15 protein-coding genes and 1 other RNA gene are annotated in these 16980 nt (G+C 34.3%); 8 read left to right on the forward strand and 8 right to left on the reverse strand.

Annotated elements, in window-relative coordinates:
- The first annotated feature begins 16 nt into the window (after positions 1–16).
- Entirely contained in the window at positions 17–1045 is a 1029-nt protein-coding gene (locus HGO49_RS02020; protein ID WP_017531848.1) for a class I SAM-dependent methyltransferase, read from the forward strand.
- Positions 1046–1423: 378 nt separating this feature from the next.
- Here HGO49_RS02020 and HGO49_RS02025 read toward each other — a convergent pair whose 3' ends face one another.
- Complete coding sequence (locus tag HGO49_RS02025; protein WP_017531849.1) at positions 1424–1957, reverse strand: hypothetical protein; 534 nt, start codon at positions 1955–1957, stop codon at positions 1424–1426.
- 136 nt (positions 1958–2093) lie between these two features.
- Here HGO49_RS02025 and HGO49_RS02030 point away from each other — a divergent pair, with 136 nt between their 5' ends.
- A complete protein-coding gene (locus tag HGO49_RS02030) occupies positions 2094–2702 on the forward strand; it encodes a superoxide dismutase (protein ID WP_017531850.1) in 609 nt (202 codons plus the stop codon).
- Between the two features lies 1 nt (position 2703).
- Positions 2704–3978: a M16 family metallopeptidase gene (locus tag HGO49_RS02035; protein ID WP_017531851.1), complete on the forward strand. Its 1275-nt coding sequence runs from the start codon at positions 2704–2706 to the stop codon at positions 3976–3978.
- On the opposite strand, the gene HGO49_RS02040 is transcribed toward HGO49_RS02035, so the two are convergent.
- From HGO49_RS02040 to HGO49_RS02065, 6 genes are all read right to left on the reverse strand, one after another.
- Positions 3975–4292, reverse strand: coding sequence for a WD_0736 family protein (locus HGO49_RS02040; RefSeq protein WP_017531852.1), 318 nt, complete (start codon positions 4290–4292; stop codon positions 3975–3977). The genes HGO49_RS02035 and HGO49_RS02040 overlap by 4 nt on opposite strands.
- Before the next feature lie 103 nt (positions 4293–4395).
- Positions 4396–5610: a tRNA guanosine(34) transglycosylase Tgt gene (tgt, locus tag HGO49_RS02045; protein WP_017531853.1), complete on the reverse strand. Its 1215-nt coding sequence runs from the start codon at positions 5608–5610 to the stop codon at positions 4396–4398.
- Complete coding sequence (gene nuoE, locus HGO49_RS02050; protein ID WP_017531854.1) at positions 5611–6111, reverse strand: NADH-quinone oxidoreductase subunit NuoE; 501 nt, start codon at positions 6109–6111, stop codon at positions 5611–5613.
- Between the two features lie 97 nt (positions 6112–6208).
- Positions 6209–6517, reverse strand: a complete 309-nt coding sequence (locus tag HGO49_RS02055; RefSeq protein WP_172758395.1) for a hypothetical protein — start codon at positions 6515–6517, stop codon at positions 6209–6211.
- Positions 6518–6708: 191 nt separating this feature from the next.
- Positions 6709–8034 (reverse strand): IS110 family RNA-guided transposase, encoded by a 1326-nt coding sequence (locus HGO49_RS02060; protein ID WP_172758394.1) that lies wholly within the window; start codon positions 8032–8034, stop codon positions 6709–6711.
- 169 nt (positions 8035–8203) lie between these two features.
- Positions 8204–9916 (reverse strand): ankyrin repeat domain-containing protein, encoded by a 1713-nt coding sequence (locus tag HGO49_RS02065; protein ID WP_172758393.1) that lies wholly within the window; start codon positions 9914–9916, stop codon positions 8204–8206.
- A gap of 603 nt (positions 9917–10519) precedes the next feature.
- Between HGO49_RS02065 and HGO49_RS02070 the strand changes: the two genes are divergently transcribed.
- Together HGO49_RS02070 and rnpB are read left to right on the forward strand one after the other, a co-directional pair.
- Complete coding sequence (locus HGO49_RS02070) at positions 10520–12757, forward strand: hypothetical protein (RefSeq protein WP_017532133.1); 2238 nt, start codon at positions 10520–10522, stop codon at positions 12755–12757.
- A 157-nt stretch (positions 12758–12914) separates the two neighbouring features.
- Positions 12915–13264, forward strand: an RNA gene (rnpB, locus tag HGO49_RS02075) — RNase P RNA component class A.
- Positions 13265–13617: 353 nt separating this feature from the next.
- Here rnpB and HGO49_RS02080 read toward each other — a convergent pair.
- Positions 13618–14388, reverse strand: a complete 771-nt coding sequence (locus HGO49_RS02080) for a response regulator transcription factor (protein ID WP_017532132.1) — start codon at positions 14386–14388, stop codon at positions 13618–13620.
- Positions 14389–14710: 322 nt separating this feature from the next.
- Here HGO49_RS02080 and HGO49_RS02085 point away from each other — a divergent pair, with 322 nt between their 5' ends.
- The 3 genes from HGO49_RS02085 to HGO49_RS02095 are packed head-to-tail and all read left to right on the forward strand — an operon-like array spanning position 14711 to position 16971.
- Complete coding sequence (locus tag HGO49_RS02085; RefSeq protein WP_007302013.1) at positions 14711–15688, forward strand: NAD(P)H-dependent glycerol-3-phosphate dehydrogenase; 978 nt, start codon at positions 14711–14713, stop codon at positions 15686–15688.
- Between the two features lie 19 nt (positions 15689–15707).
- Entirely contained in the window at positions 15708–16190 is a 483-nt protein-coding gene (locus tag HGO49_RS02090; protein WP_026092644.1) for a phosphatidylglycerophosphatase A family protein, read from the forward strand.
- Positions 16180–16971 (forward strand): GNAT family N-acetyltransferase, encoded by a 792-nt coding sequence (locus HGO49_RS02095; protein WP_017532130.1) that lies wholly within the window; start codon positions 16180–16182, stop codon positions 16969–16971. Before HGO49_RS02090 ends, HGO49_RS02095 begins: the two co-directional genes overlap by 11 nt.
- The last annotated feature ends 9 nt before the right edge of the window (positions 16972–16980 follow it).

Below are 16980 nucleotides of genomic sequence, written 5' to 3' on the forward strand. Positions count from 1 at the left end.
AACATTTATTAATAATATGCTCACTTATATACACGAATTAATTGATAAAAACCAAGAATCAATATCCATCAGCGATTTTATGAATGCTGCTCTATATCATAAAGAGTATGGTTATTACATGAGTAAATTACCACTTGGCAAAGACGGTGACTTTATTACTGCACCTGAAATTAGTCAATTATTTGGCGAAACAATCGCTGTGTGGATAATGCATACATGGGAAAAATTAGGAAAGCCATCAAAATTCTCTCTAGTTGAACTTGGGCCAGGTAAAGGAACGCTCATTCACGATGTAATAAGAGTCACTAAAAAATATAGCTGTTTTTTTAGCTCAATGGACATTCATCTAGTTGAGATAAGTCCTATTTTACAGAAAATACAAAAGGAAAAATTAAAGGGATTAAATATTAACTGGCACACAGATGTCGACAACTTACCCAATCGGCCAACTATTTTTTTTGCAAATGAGTTATTTGACGCCCTTCCAATTGACCAGTTCGTTTATCGTGATGGACAGTGGTATGAAAACAGAGTGACAAAGCAGGACAATGGCAGTCTTTCATTGTCACTCCAGTGCTTAACCAGACCAAAAACTGGATTCCTGACTGGAATGACAGGGGATTTCAATGGTGCAGTAGTGGAAGTATGCTTAGCCGGAATCGAAATATTAAAGAAACTTGAGAATAAGATAGTAAATAACAGAGGAGCTGCTCTGATTATAGATTATGGTTATGTATATCCTGAATACAAAAGCACTCTACAATCGGTCAAGCAACATAAATATGCCAATTTTCTTAACAATATTGGTAACAGTGATATTACTGCACTTGTAAACTTTCAATCATTAAAAGATTCATTAAGACACGTAAATTGTGAGATTTTAACTCAAAGAGAATTTTTATATCTTTTTGGTATAAAGGAAAGAGTGCAAGCTTTAATGGAAAATGCAAGTAATGAACAGAAAAATCAAACCTTCAGTGAATTTTTAAGGTTAACTGAAAATATGGGTACTCTCTTTAAGGCAATGCTGATTTACCATTCGTAGTTTTGTATGATTCTTATGTTAAACGTTTTGAGTATAAATACTAAAAAATTTACAGAATAAAAAAGGTAAAAGAAACGTATCTGTTCAGCAGAGTGGCAAAATAAAGTAGAAGAGATAAAGACAACTATAGAAAGAAATGGGTTTTATTTGAATAGCCGACATAGTTCCTTTAATAAAGGTGTCATACCAGTGCCCAGACACTGGGGTCCAGATGGAACATTAAGTTGGTAAACACTTTACAACGTTTTTGATGACGAAAAGACTGGATGCAAGTGTCAGCTACTTGCATCACATCCTCTTGTTTCTATAATTGCCTTTTCTCTTCTACTTTATTTTGCCACACAGATACAATGTTTTCACATGCACTTGGTAGGCTATCTATTTTGAAAAAGAAGGACTACCAACACCTTCACTTTTTGCATCACTAAATTTACTTGCCACTTTATCAATAGCCCAAATCAGAGGTGTAACAATGAGCGCAGCAGCCCAGATAACAGCACTAACAGCATAATTCAAAACTGCATTAACAAATTTAGATAATGCACTACTATGGTCCCATGCCTTACATGACAACATGGATGAATAATCTATCAACGATCTTGTATTGCACTTAAGATCATAATTATCTGTTACTTTCGCTAACCCTTTTGCTGGCCAGTATGACAAATACGCCAATGCTAGATATAAAGGTTGCAGAATTACACTAGCTAACGCAAAAGTAATAATCCCAATCATAGAAGGATTTTTTTTGTAACTACCAAGAGCTACATTTTTCACTGGTCCAACAACACTATCGATATAATGAACAGATTTATAGAAACTATTTTGTGGAACTAGATGATAACCAAATCTTCTAGTAGGAACAATTCCCCTTGCAGCGTATTTACTAAAATTCTCAAATAAATTCGACATATTACCCCTCTAAAAATAAAAACATAATTATCTTACCAGTATAGCTTGTTTTAGAATAAATGCAATCACTACCTAACTAAATTATCTGTTGCGCAAAAGCACATATTACCATACCATCGAAAATAAAGAGGTCAGCATGAGTTTTACTTTACCTGAGTTGCCATATGATAAAGCAGCTTTAGAGCCTTATATATCTGTAAAGACACTAGATTTTCATTATGACAAGCACCATAAGGGATACTTAAATAAACTCAACGAACTGGTTGAAAATACAGATTATCAACATATGGAAATTGAGGAATTAGTAACGAAAGTTCATGGAAATAATAATACAGTTCCTATTTTTAACAATGTAGCACAAGTTTGGAATCACACTTTTTATTGGAATTCAATGAAAAAAAATGGTGGTAGTAAACCTAAAGATGATGGTCTTCTAGCAAAAAAAATTCAAGATGATATTGGTGGCTTTGACAAATTTTGTGAAGAATTTTCAAATTATGGAGTAAGCCAATTTGGTAGTGGATGGGTGTGGTTAGTGCTCGAAAAAGGAAAGCTCAAAATCACCAAAACTCCAAATGCAGATTTGCCATTAATTTATGGCCAAGTGCCACTACTCACTATGGATGTCTGGGAGCACGCCTATTATTTAGATTGTCAAAACCGTAGAATTGACTACATAAAAGTTTTTCTTGATCATTTGATCAATTGGGATTTTGCAGAAGAGAATTTAAAAAAGAGTATATAAAATGAATGTACCACAGGTAACAAAATTAGATAATGGTCTGCGCATAATAACTGAGCGAGTGCATGACGTTGATTCCGTAGCTTTAAATATACGAGTTGGTGTTGGCAGTAGAGCTGAAAGTGCAAGTCAAAATGGAATATCTCATTTCCTAGAGCACATGGCTTTCAAAGGAACAAAGACAAGAACTGCTTTTGAAATTGCAAAAGCTTTTGACGACATAGGTGGAGCTTTCAATGCCTGCACCGGTAGAGAAAGCACCAGTTATTACGCAAAGGTTCTTAAAAAAGATATAAAAACTGGCATTGATATATTAATAGATATATTGATGAACTCTACATTTCCAGAAGATGAATTGGAACGCGAAAAGGGTGTTGTAATACAAGAGATTTTTCAAACTAATGATTCACCGAGCGATATCATTTTTGATAAGTATTTTGAAGCAGCTTATAAAGATCAACCATTTGGTAGATCAATCTTGGGCACGCAAGATACTGTCAAATCTTTTACTCGAGCTAATCTAGATAACTACATAAATGAGCATTACTTTGGCGGAAATATGATATTTGCTGCTGCAGGAAATGTTGAACATGAGGAAGTTGTTCAATTAATCAAAGACTTTCTCTCAAATATTCATTCAAAAGAGCTAAAAAAAAGCCAAAATGCAGATTATACTGGTGGTGAGTATCTAGAACATCGTAAATTAGATCAGGTGCACTTGTTAATTGGGCTACCTAGTGTTTCTCGTGATGATAATAAATATCACACATTTAAAGTGCTTGATTCTATACTGGGAAGTGGCATGTCGTCACGCCTGTTTCAGGAAGTAAGAGAAAAGCAGGGGCTTGCTTATTCCATTTACTCATTCAACTCTAGCTATGCTGATACAGGAATGCTTTCGATTTTTGCTGGTACAGATAGCAGTAATCTAGATAAGCTTTTGAAAGCTATAACGACAGAGCTGAAGAAATTATCCACGGATGATCTAAAGGAAGAAGAAGTAAATAGAGTAAAAGAGCGAGTAAAATCCCAAATTTTAATGTCACGAGAAAGTGTTAGCTCACGTGCTGAAACATTAGGACACTACTATGGTAACTATAATAAATACATCAGTAAAAATGAACTCATAGAAAAAATTAGCGCTGTTACTATTTATGATATAAAAAAAGCAGCAGAAGAATTGCTATCTCAGCATGAGAGAATTACTTTAGCTGCGATTGGAGAAATTAATTCATTACCAAGTTACGATAAAGTGGTTTCTATGCTTAGTGTACTTTAATTATGTTGCTTATGCTCACTAAAAAGTTCAACGAATGGTTGCAAAATCCTTTCTATAAAAAGTTTGCTTTCTGGTTCATCGCATATACCACTAATCATTCTATTTAGAGGTTTCTCGCTGTTTTGTAAAAATAAATAGCTTTCTACTGATTGCACAACAGACAAGGCAGTCAAAATTCCTCCTATCACTAAACAAGAAGCTATAGCAGGTATGGTACCCACTGCAATTCCAGTTGCGATTAATGATAAACCAGCTAAGAGTGTAAAGGCTGAAACGCAAAACGCTATTTGATGTTTTTCTTTATTTTTAACCATAAATGCCTCACAAAATTACATTTCTAGCATACCCGTGTATATACGGTACTGTCAAGTTTTTAAAGAAGATTAAAAAATGCAACGCACATGTGCAAAATATGAACTAGGTATATAATTCACAATGCAGCGGTATTTCACTAATCCAATTATTTTTTTCTTGATCTAGCCTATCATTCAATATTGCTTGTCTTATTGATTCCATCAACTTATTCATGAAGAAAACGTTGTGAATGGTAACGAGTGTATAAGCCAGCAACTCTTTAGCTTTCAGTAGATGGTGTATATAGGCTCTTGAATGTTTTCTGCAAGTAAAGCACAAACAGTCATTTTCAATTGGGTTATCATCTAGTTCGAATCGTTGATTTCGCAAATTAATATGCTCTTTACGCTTTGAAGAAATAGAATCTCTGTTTTTTACTTTAACAAGTGCGCCACCATGTCTTGCGAGGCGAGTTGGATGCACACAATCAAATGTGTCAACACCAAGCTCTACTCCACGAAAAATGTCCACAATTCCACCAATACCAAGCAAATGAGTAGGCCTCTCTTTTTTTAAACGTTCCATAGTAAAGGAAACTACGTTATACATCTGCTCTTTACTCTGACCAAGCGATCCACCTATTGCTTGACCAAAAAATGGCAAATTATTGATAAAGTCACAACTTTCTCCACGTAAATCTTGATACACTCCGCCTTGGCTAATTCCATACAGCGCCTGTTTGCCATCATTATTTTTTTCAAACTCATTTAAAGAACGTTCAGCCCATCTATGGCTCATGAGCATTGATTTTCTTGTGTATTCTTTACTGACATGGAATGGAGTACATTCATCTAAAACTAGGATTAAATCTGCACCTAATTTTTGTTGAATTTGTATAGACTTTTCAGGAGTGAGACAATAAGTTTTACCATTTATGTAAGAACGAAAAATTGCCCCATCTTCGTTAATTTTGATCAGAGTTTTTTGCTTCTGTCTTATTCCCTTTATTTCTTCCGAAACTGACCCGTGCCCTAAACTAAATATCTGGTATCCACCAGAATCAGTGAGCATTGGTCCACTCCATCCCATCATCTTGTGCAATCCACCAAGTTTTGCTACGGTATCTTCCCCTGGTTGGAGCATTAGATGATAGGTGTTAGAAAGTATTATCTGAGTACCTGCTTCTCTGATTCTTTCGATATCTGCAGCTTTAATGGCAGCTTTGGTTGCACAAAATATAAATGCTGGTGTTTCTATACTTCCATTTGGAGTTTTAATTGTACCAACTCTTGCAGAACCTGATTGTTTAGCTATCTGAAATGCAAATTTCTCTTTCATCTATTTTCTTGAAAGTTCTGCTATAATGTTTTCTACTTTTTCAGGAGTGAGATTTTCATAAAAGTCATTATTGATCTGCACCACAGGGGCATTAACGCATGCACCAAGACATTCAACTTCCTTTAAAGTAAATAGATTATCTTTAGTAGTTTCACCGATATTGATTCCTAGTTTCTTTTTAAAGTTATTTAACACTTCTTCACTATTGCATAACCAGCAAGGAGTTGTCCTACAAATTTGTATCAAATATTTACCCACTGGCTTTAAATTATACATGGTATAAAAATTTGCCACTTCATATACGCGAATATGTGGAATATGAAGCATGTCAGCAACGCAGCGCATGGCAGATTCAGGAACCCATCCACATTGTTCTTGTACGAGATATAGTAAAGGCATGACAGCGCTACCTTCTCTACCTTTAGGATACATCTCTATAGACTTTTTCGCTTTTCTGAGGTTGTCTGATGTAAAACTAAACTGCTCTTCTTTCTCTTTCATCTAATAAGTCTCTTGTAAATCTCAACAAATTATACTTGAAAAGCTAACAATTGCAATTAGACTTCTTGCATAATCTAAGACCTGCTGTAAATCAAGCTTAGGGTGATCTAATTTGATATACCTCATTATTTTTTCTACGTTGTAATTGATCTACATGAGAAACTTTTTCACCACTTTGTAATCTTTCTCCCTGGAAAATTCCTAAAGGCCTTTCAAAATACCCACGTTCAATAGCATTGTAGACTGAGTAACCACCAAGTAAGCAAATTTTTCCTATCTCTTCTCCACAATCTTTTAATTTTTTCAACCTCTCTTGATCTTTTACTTCCACCCTTACCAAGTTTTTATTTTGCTCATCAGTATACAACCTAACGGGTAATTCTCCCTTAGTGGTCGGAAAAATCAATACTATATCACTACCGTCTGCAAGATTGGTATAATTCCTTATACCATCCTTTGTTATAATCGATACCTCACTTTTACCAATCTTTATTATATCTTTTTCATAGTCTATGCTTCCCTGAGCTCGCCTTAACTCACTAGCTTTTTCTGTGAGCCTTGCAACATTTATTGTGCTTCTAAGAAACTTCCCATTAGTTATTCCTGTTGAACTAAGATATAACCGAACTCCTGTGCCTTTTTGATTAAATTTTTTACAACTTTCTCTTTGTAACGTGTTTCATAATAATCTATTCCTCTTTCTACATATTCTTGTCCATACTTCAACATACTATAAAAGATACATGCTAATTTCCTTGCCGTAGCAGTAATCGCTTTTGGTGCACCTAGTCGTTTTTTTAACCTTCTACAATATGCACCTATTCCGCTATTGCTTCTTGATACACAATGAGCAGCCATTCGAAATGCATTCGCGGCACGATTAATGACTTTACGTGTTCTTGTGCTAAACACTTTTTCCCCTGTAATTTTATTAGCAGGGCTTAGCCCCAACCACGAAGTAAAATGCTTTTCTGATCGCCATTTATTATAGTTAACACCAACTTCCGAAATGATAGTTTGTACAGTTAGTATATCCAATCCAGGAATTTTGGTAAAATCTATACCAGTTACTCGATATAATTCTTCATGCAAAGCAAAGTTTGGTTTACTTTTTCTATACTTATTTTTCTCTTCACCTAACTTTTTACTTTCATCAGACTTTGTCTCAAATGTTTTATAATATTCTTCAATGCTCCTGTCACATTCTGCTACTTTTTCCTGATAAATATTATATAGCTCAAATTCTTGCTTTAATGTAAATAGGTGTTCTTTCCTATAGTTTCCTGCTAATGCTTTTGCAATAACAGATTTATCACTTTTTATTCGTCCATCTCTTAGTTCAGCCAATTTTTCAGGATTACTCTCACCATCTATTATTGCTTTAATAATTTGCATTCCAGTTACACCAGTTGTATCGCTTATAACTTTATGTAGTTGAATATTCATTTGTGTTAGCGCTTTTTGCATACGCAAAGTATGTGTAGAAGCATTTTCAATTAAATTTTTACGTTGCCGAACATAACTACGCAATACACACATTTGATCATCTGGCCTAAATGAACCTTGGAGTAACCCATAACTGTGTAGTTGTTGAATCCATTGACAATCTTGCACATCTGATTTTCTTCCAGGTACATTTTTAATATGTTTTGCGTTTACCAGTTTTACTTCAAATCCGTGTGATTCAAGTACTTGAAACAAAGGAATCCAGTACACTCCTGTTGACTCCATGGCTACTGTATTAACTTTACATTTTTTCAACCATTTTGCTATGTTGTAGAGATCTTCCGTAAAGCAGCTAAATTTTTGTATACGTTGTTCATCGCTTCCTTCGGGTACACATACATAATGTACAGCCGAGCCAACATCGATTCCTGCTGCATTAGGATTCGTTATCTCTAATTTACTTTTGACCTTTGCCATTTTTAATCTCCATTATATAATAATCCATAGTTGAGAAGTGCTTAGCTTGGGACGGTTGAGTTATACATTCTTCTAATCGAGGTAGCCCAAAAGGCTCCATCAGTGGTTTGACCGTTCCTCCAAAGCCACGCTGTCCTACGGGCACTTAAGGCACCATTGCACAGTTCGGCTATAACTGCAAAAAGCTCTTCTCTACAAAATTATATATAAAATTTGCCGTACACTCAGCTAGGAAGTTTCTTTTTGGTTTGACAGGTTTTATCTGTCCGGCGCTATCCTCAGAATATTCTGAGTACAAAGTAGTGTTATCTATTTTGGCATTTCTTACCATACCATCAATAACTGCTCCTTTTATAACTTCCATAAAATCTAGAGTACTATCTAGATAATCTAGATAAGCTTTTATCACATTTTTTTTGTGATCTTCAAGTGCAGGTTCCAGAAGTTCAAATTCCAGTGTATCAATTACTTTCATATTATCCCTATTATATAACGTTGCTCCTATTGATACCAATTTGCATACTATTCTACTCACAACTTCAGGATTCTTTTCTAATTTACCAATTCTTTCCATAACACAATCTGTAAAGTTACGTTCTTCGCCTTGAGAAAATCTTCTGTTAAACCTTACTCCAGACAGTATAGCTTCATTTACAACTCTTTCTAGTTCACTCACATTTTGAGTTTTAGAGACTTTATCTAAAAATGCGTTTAGTTTTGTTTGTCGATTTGGCCCTAAATTACTCCATAAATCCCTAGACCAATACTCTTTCTCACTACAACCTAGCCATTTTAAATTGATTGCATCTGCTTCTAAAAGTAATCTTTTTACTTCAAATTTAAGTTGGTTTTTTGCTCTTTCATCAGTACCTGAACGAGCAAAAGAATCAAGATTTCTAGCATGTTGATGCACCTGCAACTCTCCTTCATTACTTCGAAAATTCAAAACCATTCTTAGATCTTGATCATTCGCAAAGTCATCTAAAAATTCTTTCAGATCTTCAACAACTAAATCACTTTCTAAGTTGTTTTCTATATCCAACAACTTTCTTCTCAAGCTCCCCTGTCTCTTAGTTAAAACGTAACCTGAACCATCTTCGAACCAGTCTTTTGTTTCCACTATAGAGCGTAACTTATCACCCAATTTCTCCCGCTTATAAGTCACAAAGTACTTTTCAATATGTTCATGATGATTATCACGTGCAACTTGCAGAGGAGTTTTTCCTTGTTTATCACCTTGATCAGAAATAGCTCCTTTCTCTAAGAGTAAAACTACGCCTTCAGAACAACCAACACCAGCAACATGATGCAAAGGCGTTTTTTTTTCATTATCTTCTTCATTAAGGTCAGCTCCCTTTTCTAAGAGAGCAGCTATACTATAAGGTCCAGTAGCATAGTGTAAGGGTGTCCTCCCTTTATCATTCTTGATATTAGGATCAGCTCCTGCTTCTAAAAGCAAACTTACAGCACAATCATATTGTTTTCTTGCCCAAGCCATACTTGATATTATGTGCAACATCGTCAAACTAGACTCTCCCCTTCTACAATTAAGAACGGTTTTTAGATCTTGATTATCTTTATTATTTAATAAAAACCTCTGAAGTTGTCGGTAACTATCTCCTGCACTCAAAGATCTCATGGCACTAAAAATAAATAGCAATCCCTCATCCAACTCTGCTTGACTGTCTGTTAACTCAGTTGTAACAAGCCACGCACACATTAAATTATCAAACGAGCCTTTTGTAGCTTCAGCAATATCTACCAAATGGCGCTTATCAGGAAACATGAATAAACTTTTAATCAATTCATATTCATAATCCTGTTGTAGCTCGTTTTCTATTCTACTTTCCTTATTAGAATCTTGCCCAGTAACTTCTGGCATATTTACTCCTCACTTCATAAAACCGCATGTAATATACATGACAAAGAAAGCTAATGCAAGCTAGCTTTCTACCACTTCTTGTATAGCTATATCACTAACACGTAGCGGGATTATAAATATTAAGAAATTAACTAAATGGAAAAAAGGCAAAAGAAACCCCGTATAACGAGTTTTGACCCTATAATAATGTAAATTGGCGTTGTAATAATGTGCTAACGCTTATTTTAAGCGCGTTTTGGCTGAATATAGAAAAAATAAAAAAGACATGCAGCCGCTATAATTTTATGTAATTTGCCAATAAATATCTGAGTTTTTTTACTGAATTTTGTTGTCAAATCTGCAGAGATTAAAAACAAGGATAAATACTCTTACTATTATGATAAGGAAGTTGGGACAATTTGTAAAGGAATTTCTGTTGTCAACAAGCTGCTAAATTTATTATATGGTTTCAAAGGAAACATATTGTCTATGGGAAATCTGGGTTTATTAGCATATTATCTCAGAGTACTTAAAAATTAATTTCTTAACTTTAGTTAAAATTTTCATTGACATTAACACGCAGAAATAATCATAATAGCATTTATTAAAATTTTAAATATAATTATGTCTATATTAAGTAGATTATTTGGAGTTAATACAACTATACTGAAAGTTAAAGAAGCGATAGGTTTTAATCCAAAAAACGTAGGGTTGATTGAAGGAAATGGAGTTACTTATGGACTCAGCTATCAAGATAACGGCAATGGAAGCAGTAGAGTAAAGTTACTTATTAGCCCACTATATCAATCAAAAACATACGAGTGTGATACAGGTGTCAACGTAGCAAATGAATTTAAGGGTCAATTATCTCCCACACTAATAGAAAATTCAGCTGAAGTAGATAAAGTTGGAGTTATCTTTCCTACAGAAGAAACTAACAAAGAAAGAAAGTGTATCAAAGGCTTAACATTCAACACTTACGAAATCAAGCATTCAACTAATGCTCCCTTAGTTGAATACGTAGGAAAAGTAAAATTATATAAGAACATTGATATAAATAATCTTGCAAATGAAGACAATAGTTACTTTCAACCAAAAGCAGTAAAAGTTGGTAATGGTAATGTCATTGTAATTGCTCATAACTTAAAGGATCAAGCTTTAGTTTCTTGGTATTTAGAATCGAAAGGAGATGGAAAGTTCAGACCTTTACCTGGAGCAAAGCACATTATAGAAAGAAAATTATTCAAGTTTGATAATCCAGGGCAATTAGTACTAGATGAAAATACGATGCTTTATTCGCAAGTGAGACCAAACGTTCCTGAAAATCAAGAAGTAAGAACAAATATTTTTAAGTTCGATATGGCTAAAGTGGTTGAGGATCTGAAAAATGGAAAGAAAGATGAATGTTTGCTTAGCAAGAAATGTCAGGTAGATAATAAAGCACTATCTCTTTCCAGAGAATATGAAATAAGCTTTTTACAGTATGTGAAACAAACTGAAGGCGATGATCAGGTTGCTTTTCTTGCGAAAAAACAATCTTCTAACACGCAAGAATTGCATTTAGCAAGCCTTGCTAAGAAAGGACTCAAATCAAATTTTACTGTTTGTGAATGCGAAGATCCTATAGAACAATTGTATGTTAAAGACAATGGCCAAGGAGGTTTTATCGTCACTGCGGTAAGTGGAGAAAGTATCATAACTTTTAATAGAGAGAGCTCTGGAAAATCTTCTGAAGCAACAATAATACCGGCAAGTAGTATTAAAGCTCTCAGTGATTTTGTTAATATCATTAACGGTCGATTGACGCCTAATATTATTTCCAGCAGTACTGTATCTCCTATAACTGTTACAGAGACGGTTGTGACTTCTAAGAAAACGACGACTGCTGCAATTACTAGCACAACAGAAACCGACACTGTAAAGACTACCAAATTAACAACAGAAGCATCAACTATCATCGTACCAACTTCCACAATGAGTAAATCTTCAACAGAGTCAACAACTCAGGCAAGTACAGTAACAGTGGAGTCAACAACAGTAGCATCAACTACCACTGCACCTACTTCTACAACGAGTAGGCCTTCAACAGAGTCAACAATTCAAACAAGTACAGTAACAGTGGGGCCAACAACAGTAGCAAAAACAACTACTACTTCACAAACGACCACAGTTGCTACAACGTCAACTAGTGCACCGATAGTAACTTCAGAAACTGAGACAAGTACTGTAAAATCTACAGCAGCGACTGTTGCATTAACTTTTACAGCAACCAGTACTACGATGAGTAAGCCTTTAACAGAATTAACAACTAAAATAAGTACGGCATCAGAATCAACAACAGTAACTGAAACTATTGCAACCTCACAAGCGACTATGATTACTACAATGCCAACTAATGTGCCAACAACAAACTCAGAGGCAACTATACAAACAGTGTCCACTATATCAAATACTGGAACAAAGGTAACAACTCCTCTGTTCACTACAACTTTACTTCCTCAAACTACTCCTTCACCACAGCCCACTCAGCTTGCTATAGGTTCTGATAGGGCAGGAATGATAGGTGGGTCTTTGGTTGGAGCGATAATAAGTATTGCTGGAATTATAGGATTCATAGCATACAAATATGTTAAGGGTCGTAATGCTGCCCCTGTGTTAGAACTAACTAACTTCAATGATAGAAGGCGATCATCTTCAAGTGGCAATAGCGATGAAGAAATTTTTATCGCTAGTAACAGAATGAGCCATATATCCATGCAAACTATGGATCAATCTGAAACAGTGCTAAACAGTATATCGGTGGAGAGTAGTAGTAGATCAAGAAGTAGCTCATCGTCTTCAAGCGGTGGACCAGGATCTTGACTGACTGAGCTAGAGTCTAAAAGTGAAAAAAGCTTATCTTGGGATAGCGATGATGTACCGGAATATCACCTTTAGCTATTTGTCTGAACGTTTTTAGTATGTAGACTGTTAGGAAATTGTCTTTTGCTTTTGTGATTTTAATGTTAAAGTATAATTCCTAGGTGGAATAAGTAGCTGCTGTTGTGTGATAAACACAGCAGAGGAAAGTCCGGGCTCCAAGGAAAAATAGTGACGGGTAATGCCCGCCGGAGGTAACTCCAGTTATAGGGCTACAGAAAATTACCGCCTAAAATATTTTTAGGTAAGGGTGAAAAGGTATGGTAAGAGCACACCATGGCAATGGTAACATTGGTAGTCGAGTAACCAACACTAGGAGCAAGATTAAATAGAAGTAGATTTTATGTTTTCCTCATATCTACTCGGGTAAATCGCATGAAGTAAATGGTAACATTTACTCTAGATAAATAGCTACATAAACAGAACTCGGCTTATATTTCACCTAGGCAATACATGAATGTCAGCCATACTATGTAAATGTATCAAACATTTCACATACCCTATACGCTCAATTTGACCACCTATATTCCTTTTACTTCTTGGCTTATCTCTTTTTTATTTCCTTTTGAACTTAACAAAGCTTGAATTTTAACCGAGCTTTTCCTTTAACTCATCATCCTCTATCTCTAAAGCCTTATTTTCTTACCTATAACTTTTTAGCTCTGCTTCCAACTTTTCTATCTTTTGTTGCAAATCTTTGTAAAGTTCTAAAAGACTGACCACGTTACCTCACTTTTAGGATTAGTTTTTATCTTACTAAATCCACCTTTTTGCTTCTTCAATCAACAAGTAAATAAAGCATTTCATGCGCTGTCCTTCACTTGTTCTGATTGATATTCACTACTGCTTTCGCTTATATTAACACTAGAGTATTCTTCATCGTCAACATACTCTTTTAGAACATATCCTCTACCCCAAACGGTTTCTATGTGGCTTATTCCATCATTTGCACTTTCAAGTTTTTTACGTAATTTACACATAAAAACATCAACTATTTTGTTGTCTGAAGGTTCGTCCAAGCCATTGTAAAGATGGTTTAAAAACATTTCTTTTGTCAACACTGCTCCTTTACGCAATGCCAGCAATTCTATCATGGAATACTCTTTGTTAGTAAGGTGAACTGTTTTGCCTTTTACCTCAACAATCCTGTGATCAAAATTGATATTCATATTACCAATCTTTATCACTGATTCGGGATGGCCTTTAGTACGTCGGACTATGGCCTTAATTCGAGCTAATAATTCGCTCTTGTGAAATGGCTTGGTTAAGTAATCGTCGGCACCATACCCAAGTCCTTTAGCTTTATGGTTGGCAGCGGAGATACACGAAAGTATTAAAACAGGAACTTTGATTTTTGCACTTCTTAATCTTAACAGTATATCATATCCATCAATATCACCAGGCAGGTGTATATCTAGAATAACTAGATCGTAACAGTCTCCACCCGAGGAAACCATATTATTGTTATAATCTTGTGCAGAAGTAACAACGTCGCAAAAATGTCCATCAGAATTTAAGGCATTAACTACAGTCTTTGCACTTACTTGATCATCTTCAATTAATAATATACGCATATTTTACACCCCATAAATAATTTATAATTTTAGTAATATATATAACCAAGGAAAGTAACAAATCAAATTTTTATTAATGAATAATAGAAATTACACTTATTAATTAATAGTTAATGTGTCGTTCCAAAATTATACAAATAGATCTAAAATATAATAGATATACTATAATAATACTATTTTTAGTAAATATTGAATAGAAGCTATTTTATTAAAAGAATACTTAGGTTAATAGATATTTAAACTATTTTATACTTTTATGTTATATTTTTAATTTACTTATTCTACAGTTTTAAATTATAAGTAATACTTTCAGGAATATTGAGTGGTAATATCAGTTTTAGGTGCTGGCGCATGGGGTACAGCAATTGCGATTTCATTAAGTGGTAAGAAAAATGTAATTTTGTGGACTCGCAATAAGGCCATATTTGAATCAATTAAAGAGAAAAGAGAAAGTGACAAGCTACCTGATTGTCCAATTTCTGATAATGTATCAGTAAAATTAGCTATTGAAGATGCAGTGAATGCTTCAGTAATAATTCTAGCTGTTCCCACTCAGTCTCTAAGGGAGATATGTCATCAATTGAATGATTGTAACCTAAAAAAAAATGTAGCAATAATTTTGGCTTGTAAGGGAATAGAAAAATCTACATTAAAATTACCTAGTGAAGTAGTCAATGAAGTTTTACCTAATAATCCTCTTGCTGTTTTTTCTGGTCCTAGCTTTGCTATAGAAGTTGCAAGAAAATTACCATATTCGATGGTTCTTGCATGTCAAAATGAAGTATTAGGTTTAAAATTAGTATCAGAGCTACAGCAAGAAAATATTAAATTGTACCTTAGTAGCGATGTTATAGGAATACAGGTTTGTGCAGCGTTAAAGAATGTTTTTGCTATAGCATGTGGGGTTGTTCTAGGTAGGTTTGGGTTTAATGCTCATGCAGCATTAATTACGAAAAGTATGAGTGAAATTAAGGCTTTATACTCAGCAAAAGTTGGTGACGGCAATGTAGATATAAATACACTACTTGGACCAGCATGCTTAGGCGATTTGGTTGTGACATGCACATCATTAAATTCAAGAAATCTATCTTTTGGATCTAAAGTAGCTAATAGTAATGGTTCTAGTGCTCAGCAGATTTTATCAGAAGGTAAGTCGGTAATTGAAGGTTTTAACACTGCTAAGTCTGCATTTGATTTAGCAGAAAAGCTAAAGATAAAAATGCCCATATGTGAAGCGATCTATAGATTGCTATATGAAAATACTTCTATAGAAGATACTATTTCTGTTCTTGTAAATTAGTTTTATATTTCGGTATATTGTGAAATTTTTATATAAATTAATATCAACATGGTGGCTATCTGGCACGGTAAAACACATGCAAGGTACTATAGGCAGCTTGGCTGCTTACCCAATTGTTCCTATATTACTCAATGACAGAATTTTAGGTACAGCAATTATTTTTTTTTTATTCTTAGTTGGATTATGGTCTACAGGCAATTATATACAACATTACAAAGCTCCGCATGATCCAAAAGAGGTAGTAATTGATGAAGTAGTTGGTCAATTGCTGACAGTACTTCTAGTTTCAATATTATTAGAACAAGAAATGAATAGCTCTGTATTGTTGGTGTGCTTTTTCTCCTTTAGGTTTTTTGATATAATAAAAGTGTGGCCTATAAATTTGATTGATAAAAATACAAAAGGTCCTTTAGGTATTATGCTAGATGATGTTGTAGCTGCAATTTTAGCCTTTGTTTTTATAGGAGCCTTTTATTGTTTATTGTTGGTTTATGCAGAATAAAAAAATTTGTTATTCAAGCTTAATTATTCAGAACCTAAAGGATTATATACTTTATGCAACGAATTTGTCCAAGTGGGAAATACATGACGAATTTGATAATGTTATATTTACAGTAAATGGTACCAGAGAATCGTTATTTAATTTTGTGTTTTGTGAAGATCAATGTACTGAGCTTTCCATATGCAGAACTCTAGATTATCTCAAAGCACGAAATATAGAAGCAACATGGATAATAAGTCCACGTATAAAAATAGGGGGTATTTTAGAAAAATGCGAAATAAAACACGTTAGCACACCAAAAAAAGTTTTACTCAATATAAAAGATTATTTTTTGCCTGATGATGCTGTTCCAAATTTGAAGTTCAATGTTGTAAATAGTAGTGAGCTTTTAGAGCAATTAGATTTACACACTTCTAAAATTTTTTATCATAGAATTAGTATTGTTAGCACATTTTTTCGCCAGTTATCGAATTATGATGATAAGAGCTCAAGGTTAAGATTTTTTCTTGTAATGCTAAATAACGAAATTGTTGGAACATGCGGTCTTTATATTCAAGACAACATAGCTGGTTTTTATAGCGATGGAGTTTTGCCAATTTACAGGGGTCGTGGAATAGGAACTCAAATGGTTCTAGAAAGAATAAAGATAGCTAGGCAATTTGAATGCAAATATATAGTAGCACATTGCATGAAACCTTCTGTAAACCTTTATAAGAGATTAGGCTTTAGGGTATTGGGCAATCTTCACTTATATACCTCTTCAGTACAATCTCTTTGCTGAGTGGTTACA

Source organism: Wolbachia endosymbiont of Diaphorina citri (assembly GCF_013096535.2).
Taxonomy (GTDB): Bacteria; Pseudomonadota; Alphaproteobacteria; order Rickettsiales; family Anaplasmataceae; genus Wolbachia.

Excerpts from the sequence above, each read along its gene's own strand:
- HGO49_RS02020 (WP_017531848.1), top strand. The coding sequence starts at position 17 with ATGCTCACTTATATACACGAATTAATTGATAAAAACCAAGAATCAATA.
- HGO49_RS02025 (WP_017531849.1), bottom strand. The coding sequence starts at position 1,957 with ATGTCGAATTTATTTGAGAATTTTAGTAAATACGCTGCAAGGGGAATT.
- HGO49_RS02030 (WP_017531850.1), top strand. The coding sequence starts at position 2,094 with ATGAGTTTTACTTTACCTGAGTTGCCATATGATAAAGCAGCTTTAGAG.
- HGO49_RS02035 (WP_017531851.1), top strand. The coding sequence starts at position 2,704 with ATGAATGTACCACAGGTAACAAAATTAGATAATGGTCTGCGCATAATA.
- HGO49_RS02040 (WP_017531852.1), bottom strand. The coding sequence starts at position 4,292 with ATGGTTAAAAATAAAGAAAAACATCAAATAGCGTTTTGCGTTTCAGCC.
- tgt (WP_017531853.1), bottom strand. The coding sequence starts at position 5,610 with ATGAAAGAGAAATTTGCATTTCAGATAGCTAAACAATCAGGTTCTGCA.
- nuoE (WP_017531854.1), bottom strand. The coding sequence starts at position 6,111 with ATGAAAGAGAAAGAAGAGCAGTTTAGTTTTACATCAGACAACCTCAGA.
- HGO49_RS02060 (WP_172758394.1), bottom strand. The coding sequence starts at position 8,034 with ATGGCAAAGGTCAAAAGTAAATTAGAGATAACGAATCCTAATGCAGCA.
- HGO49_RS02065 (WP_172758393.1), bottom strand. The coding sequence starts at position 9,916 with ATGCCAGAAGTTACTGGGCAAGATTCTAATAAGGAAAGTAGAATAGAA.
- HGO49_RS02070 (WP_017532133.1), top strand. The coding sequence starts at position 10,520 with ATGTCTATATTAAGTAGATTATTTGGAGTTAATACAACTATACTGAAA.
- HGO49_RS02080 (WP_017532132.1), bottom strand. The coding sequence starts at position 14,388 with ATGCGTATATTATTAATTGAAGATGATCAAGTAAGTGCAAAGACTGTA.
- HGO49_RS02095 (WP_017532130.1), top strand. The coding sequence starts at position 16,180 with ATGCAGAATAAAAAAATTTGTTATTCAAGCTTAATTATTCAGAACCTA.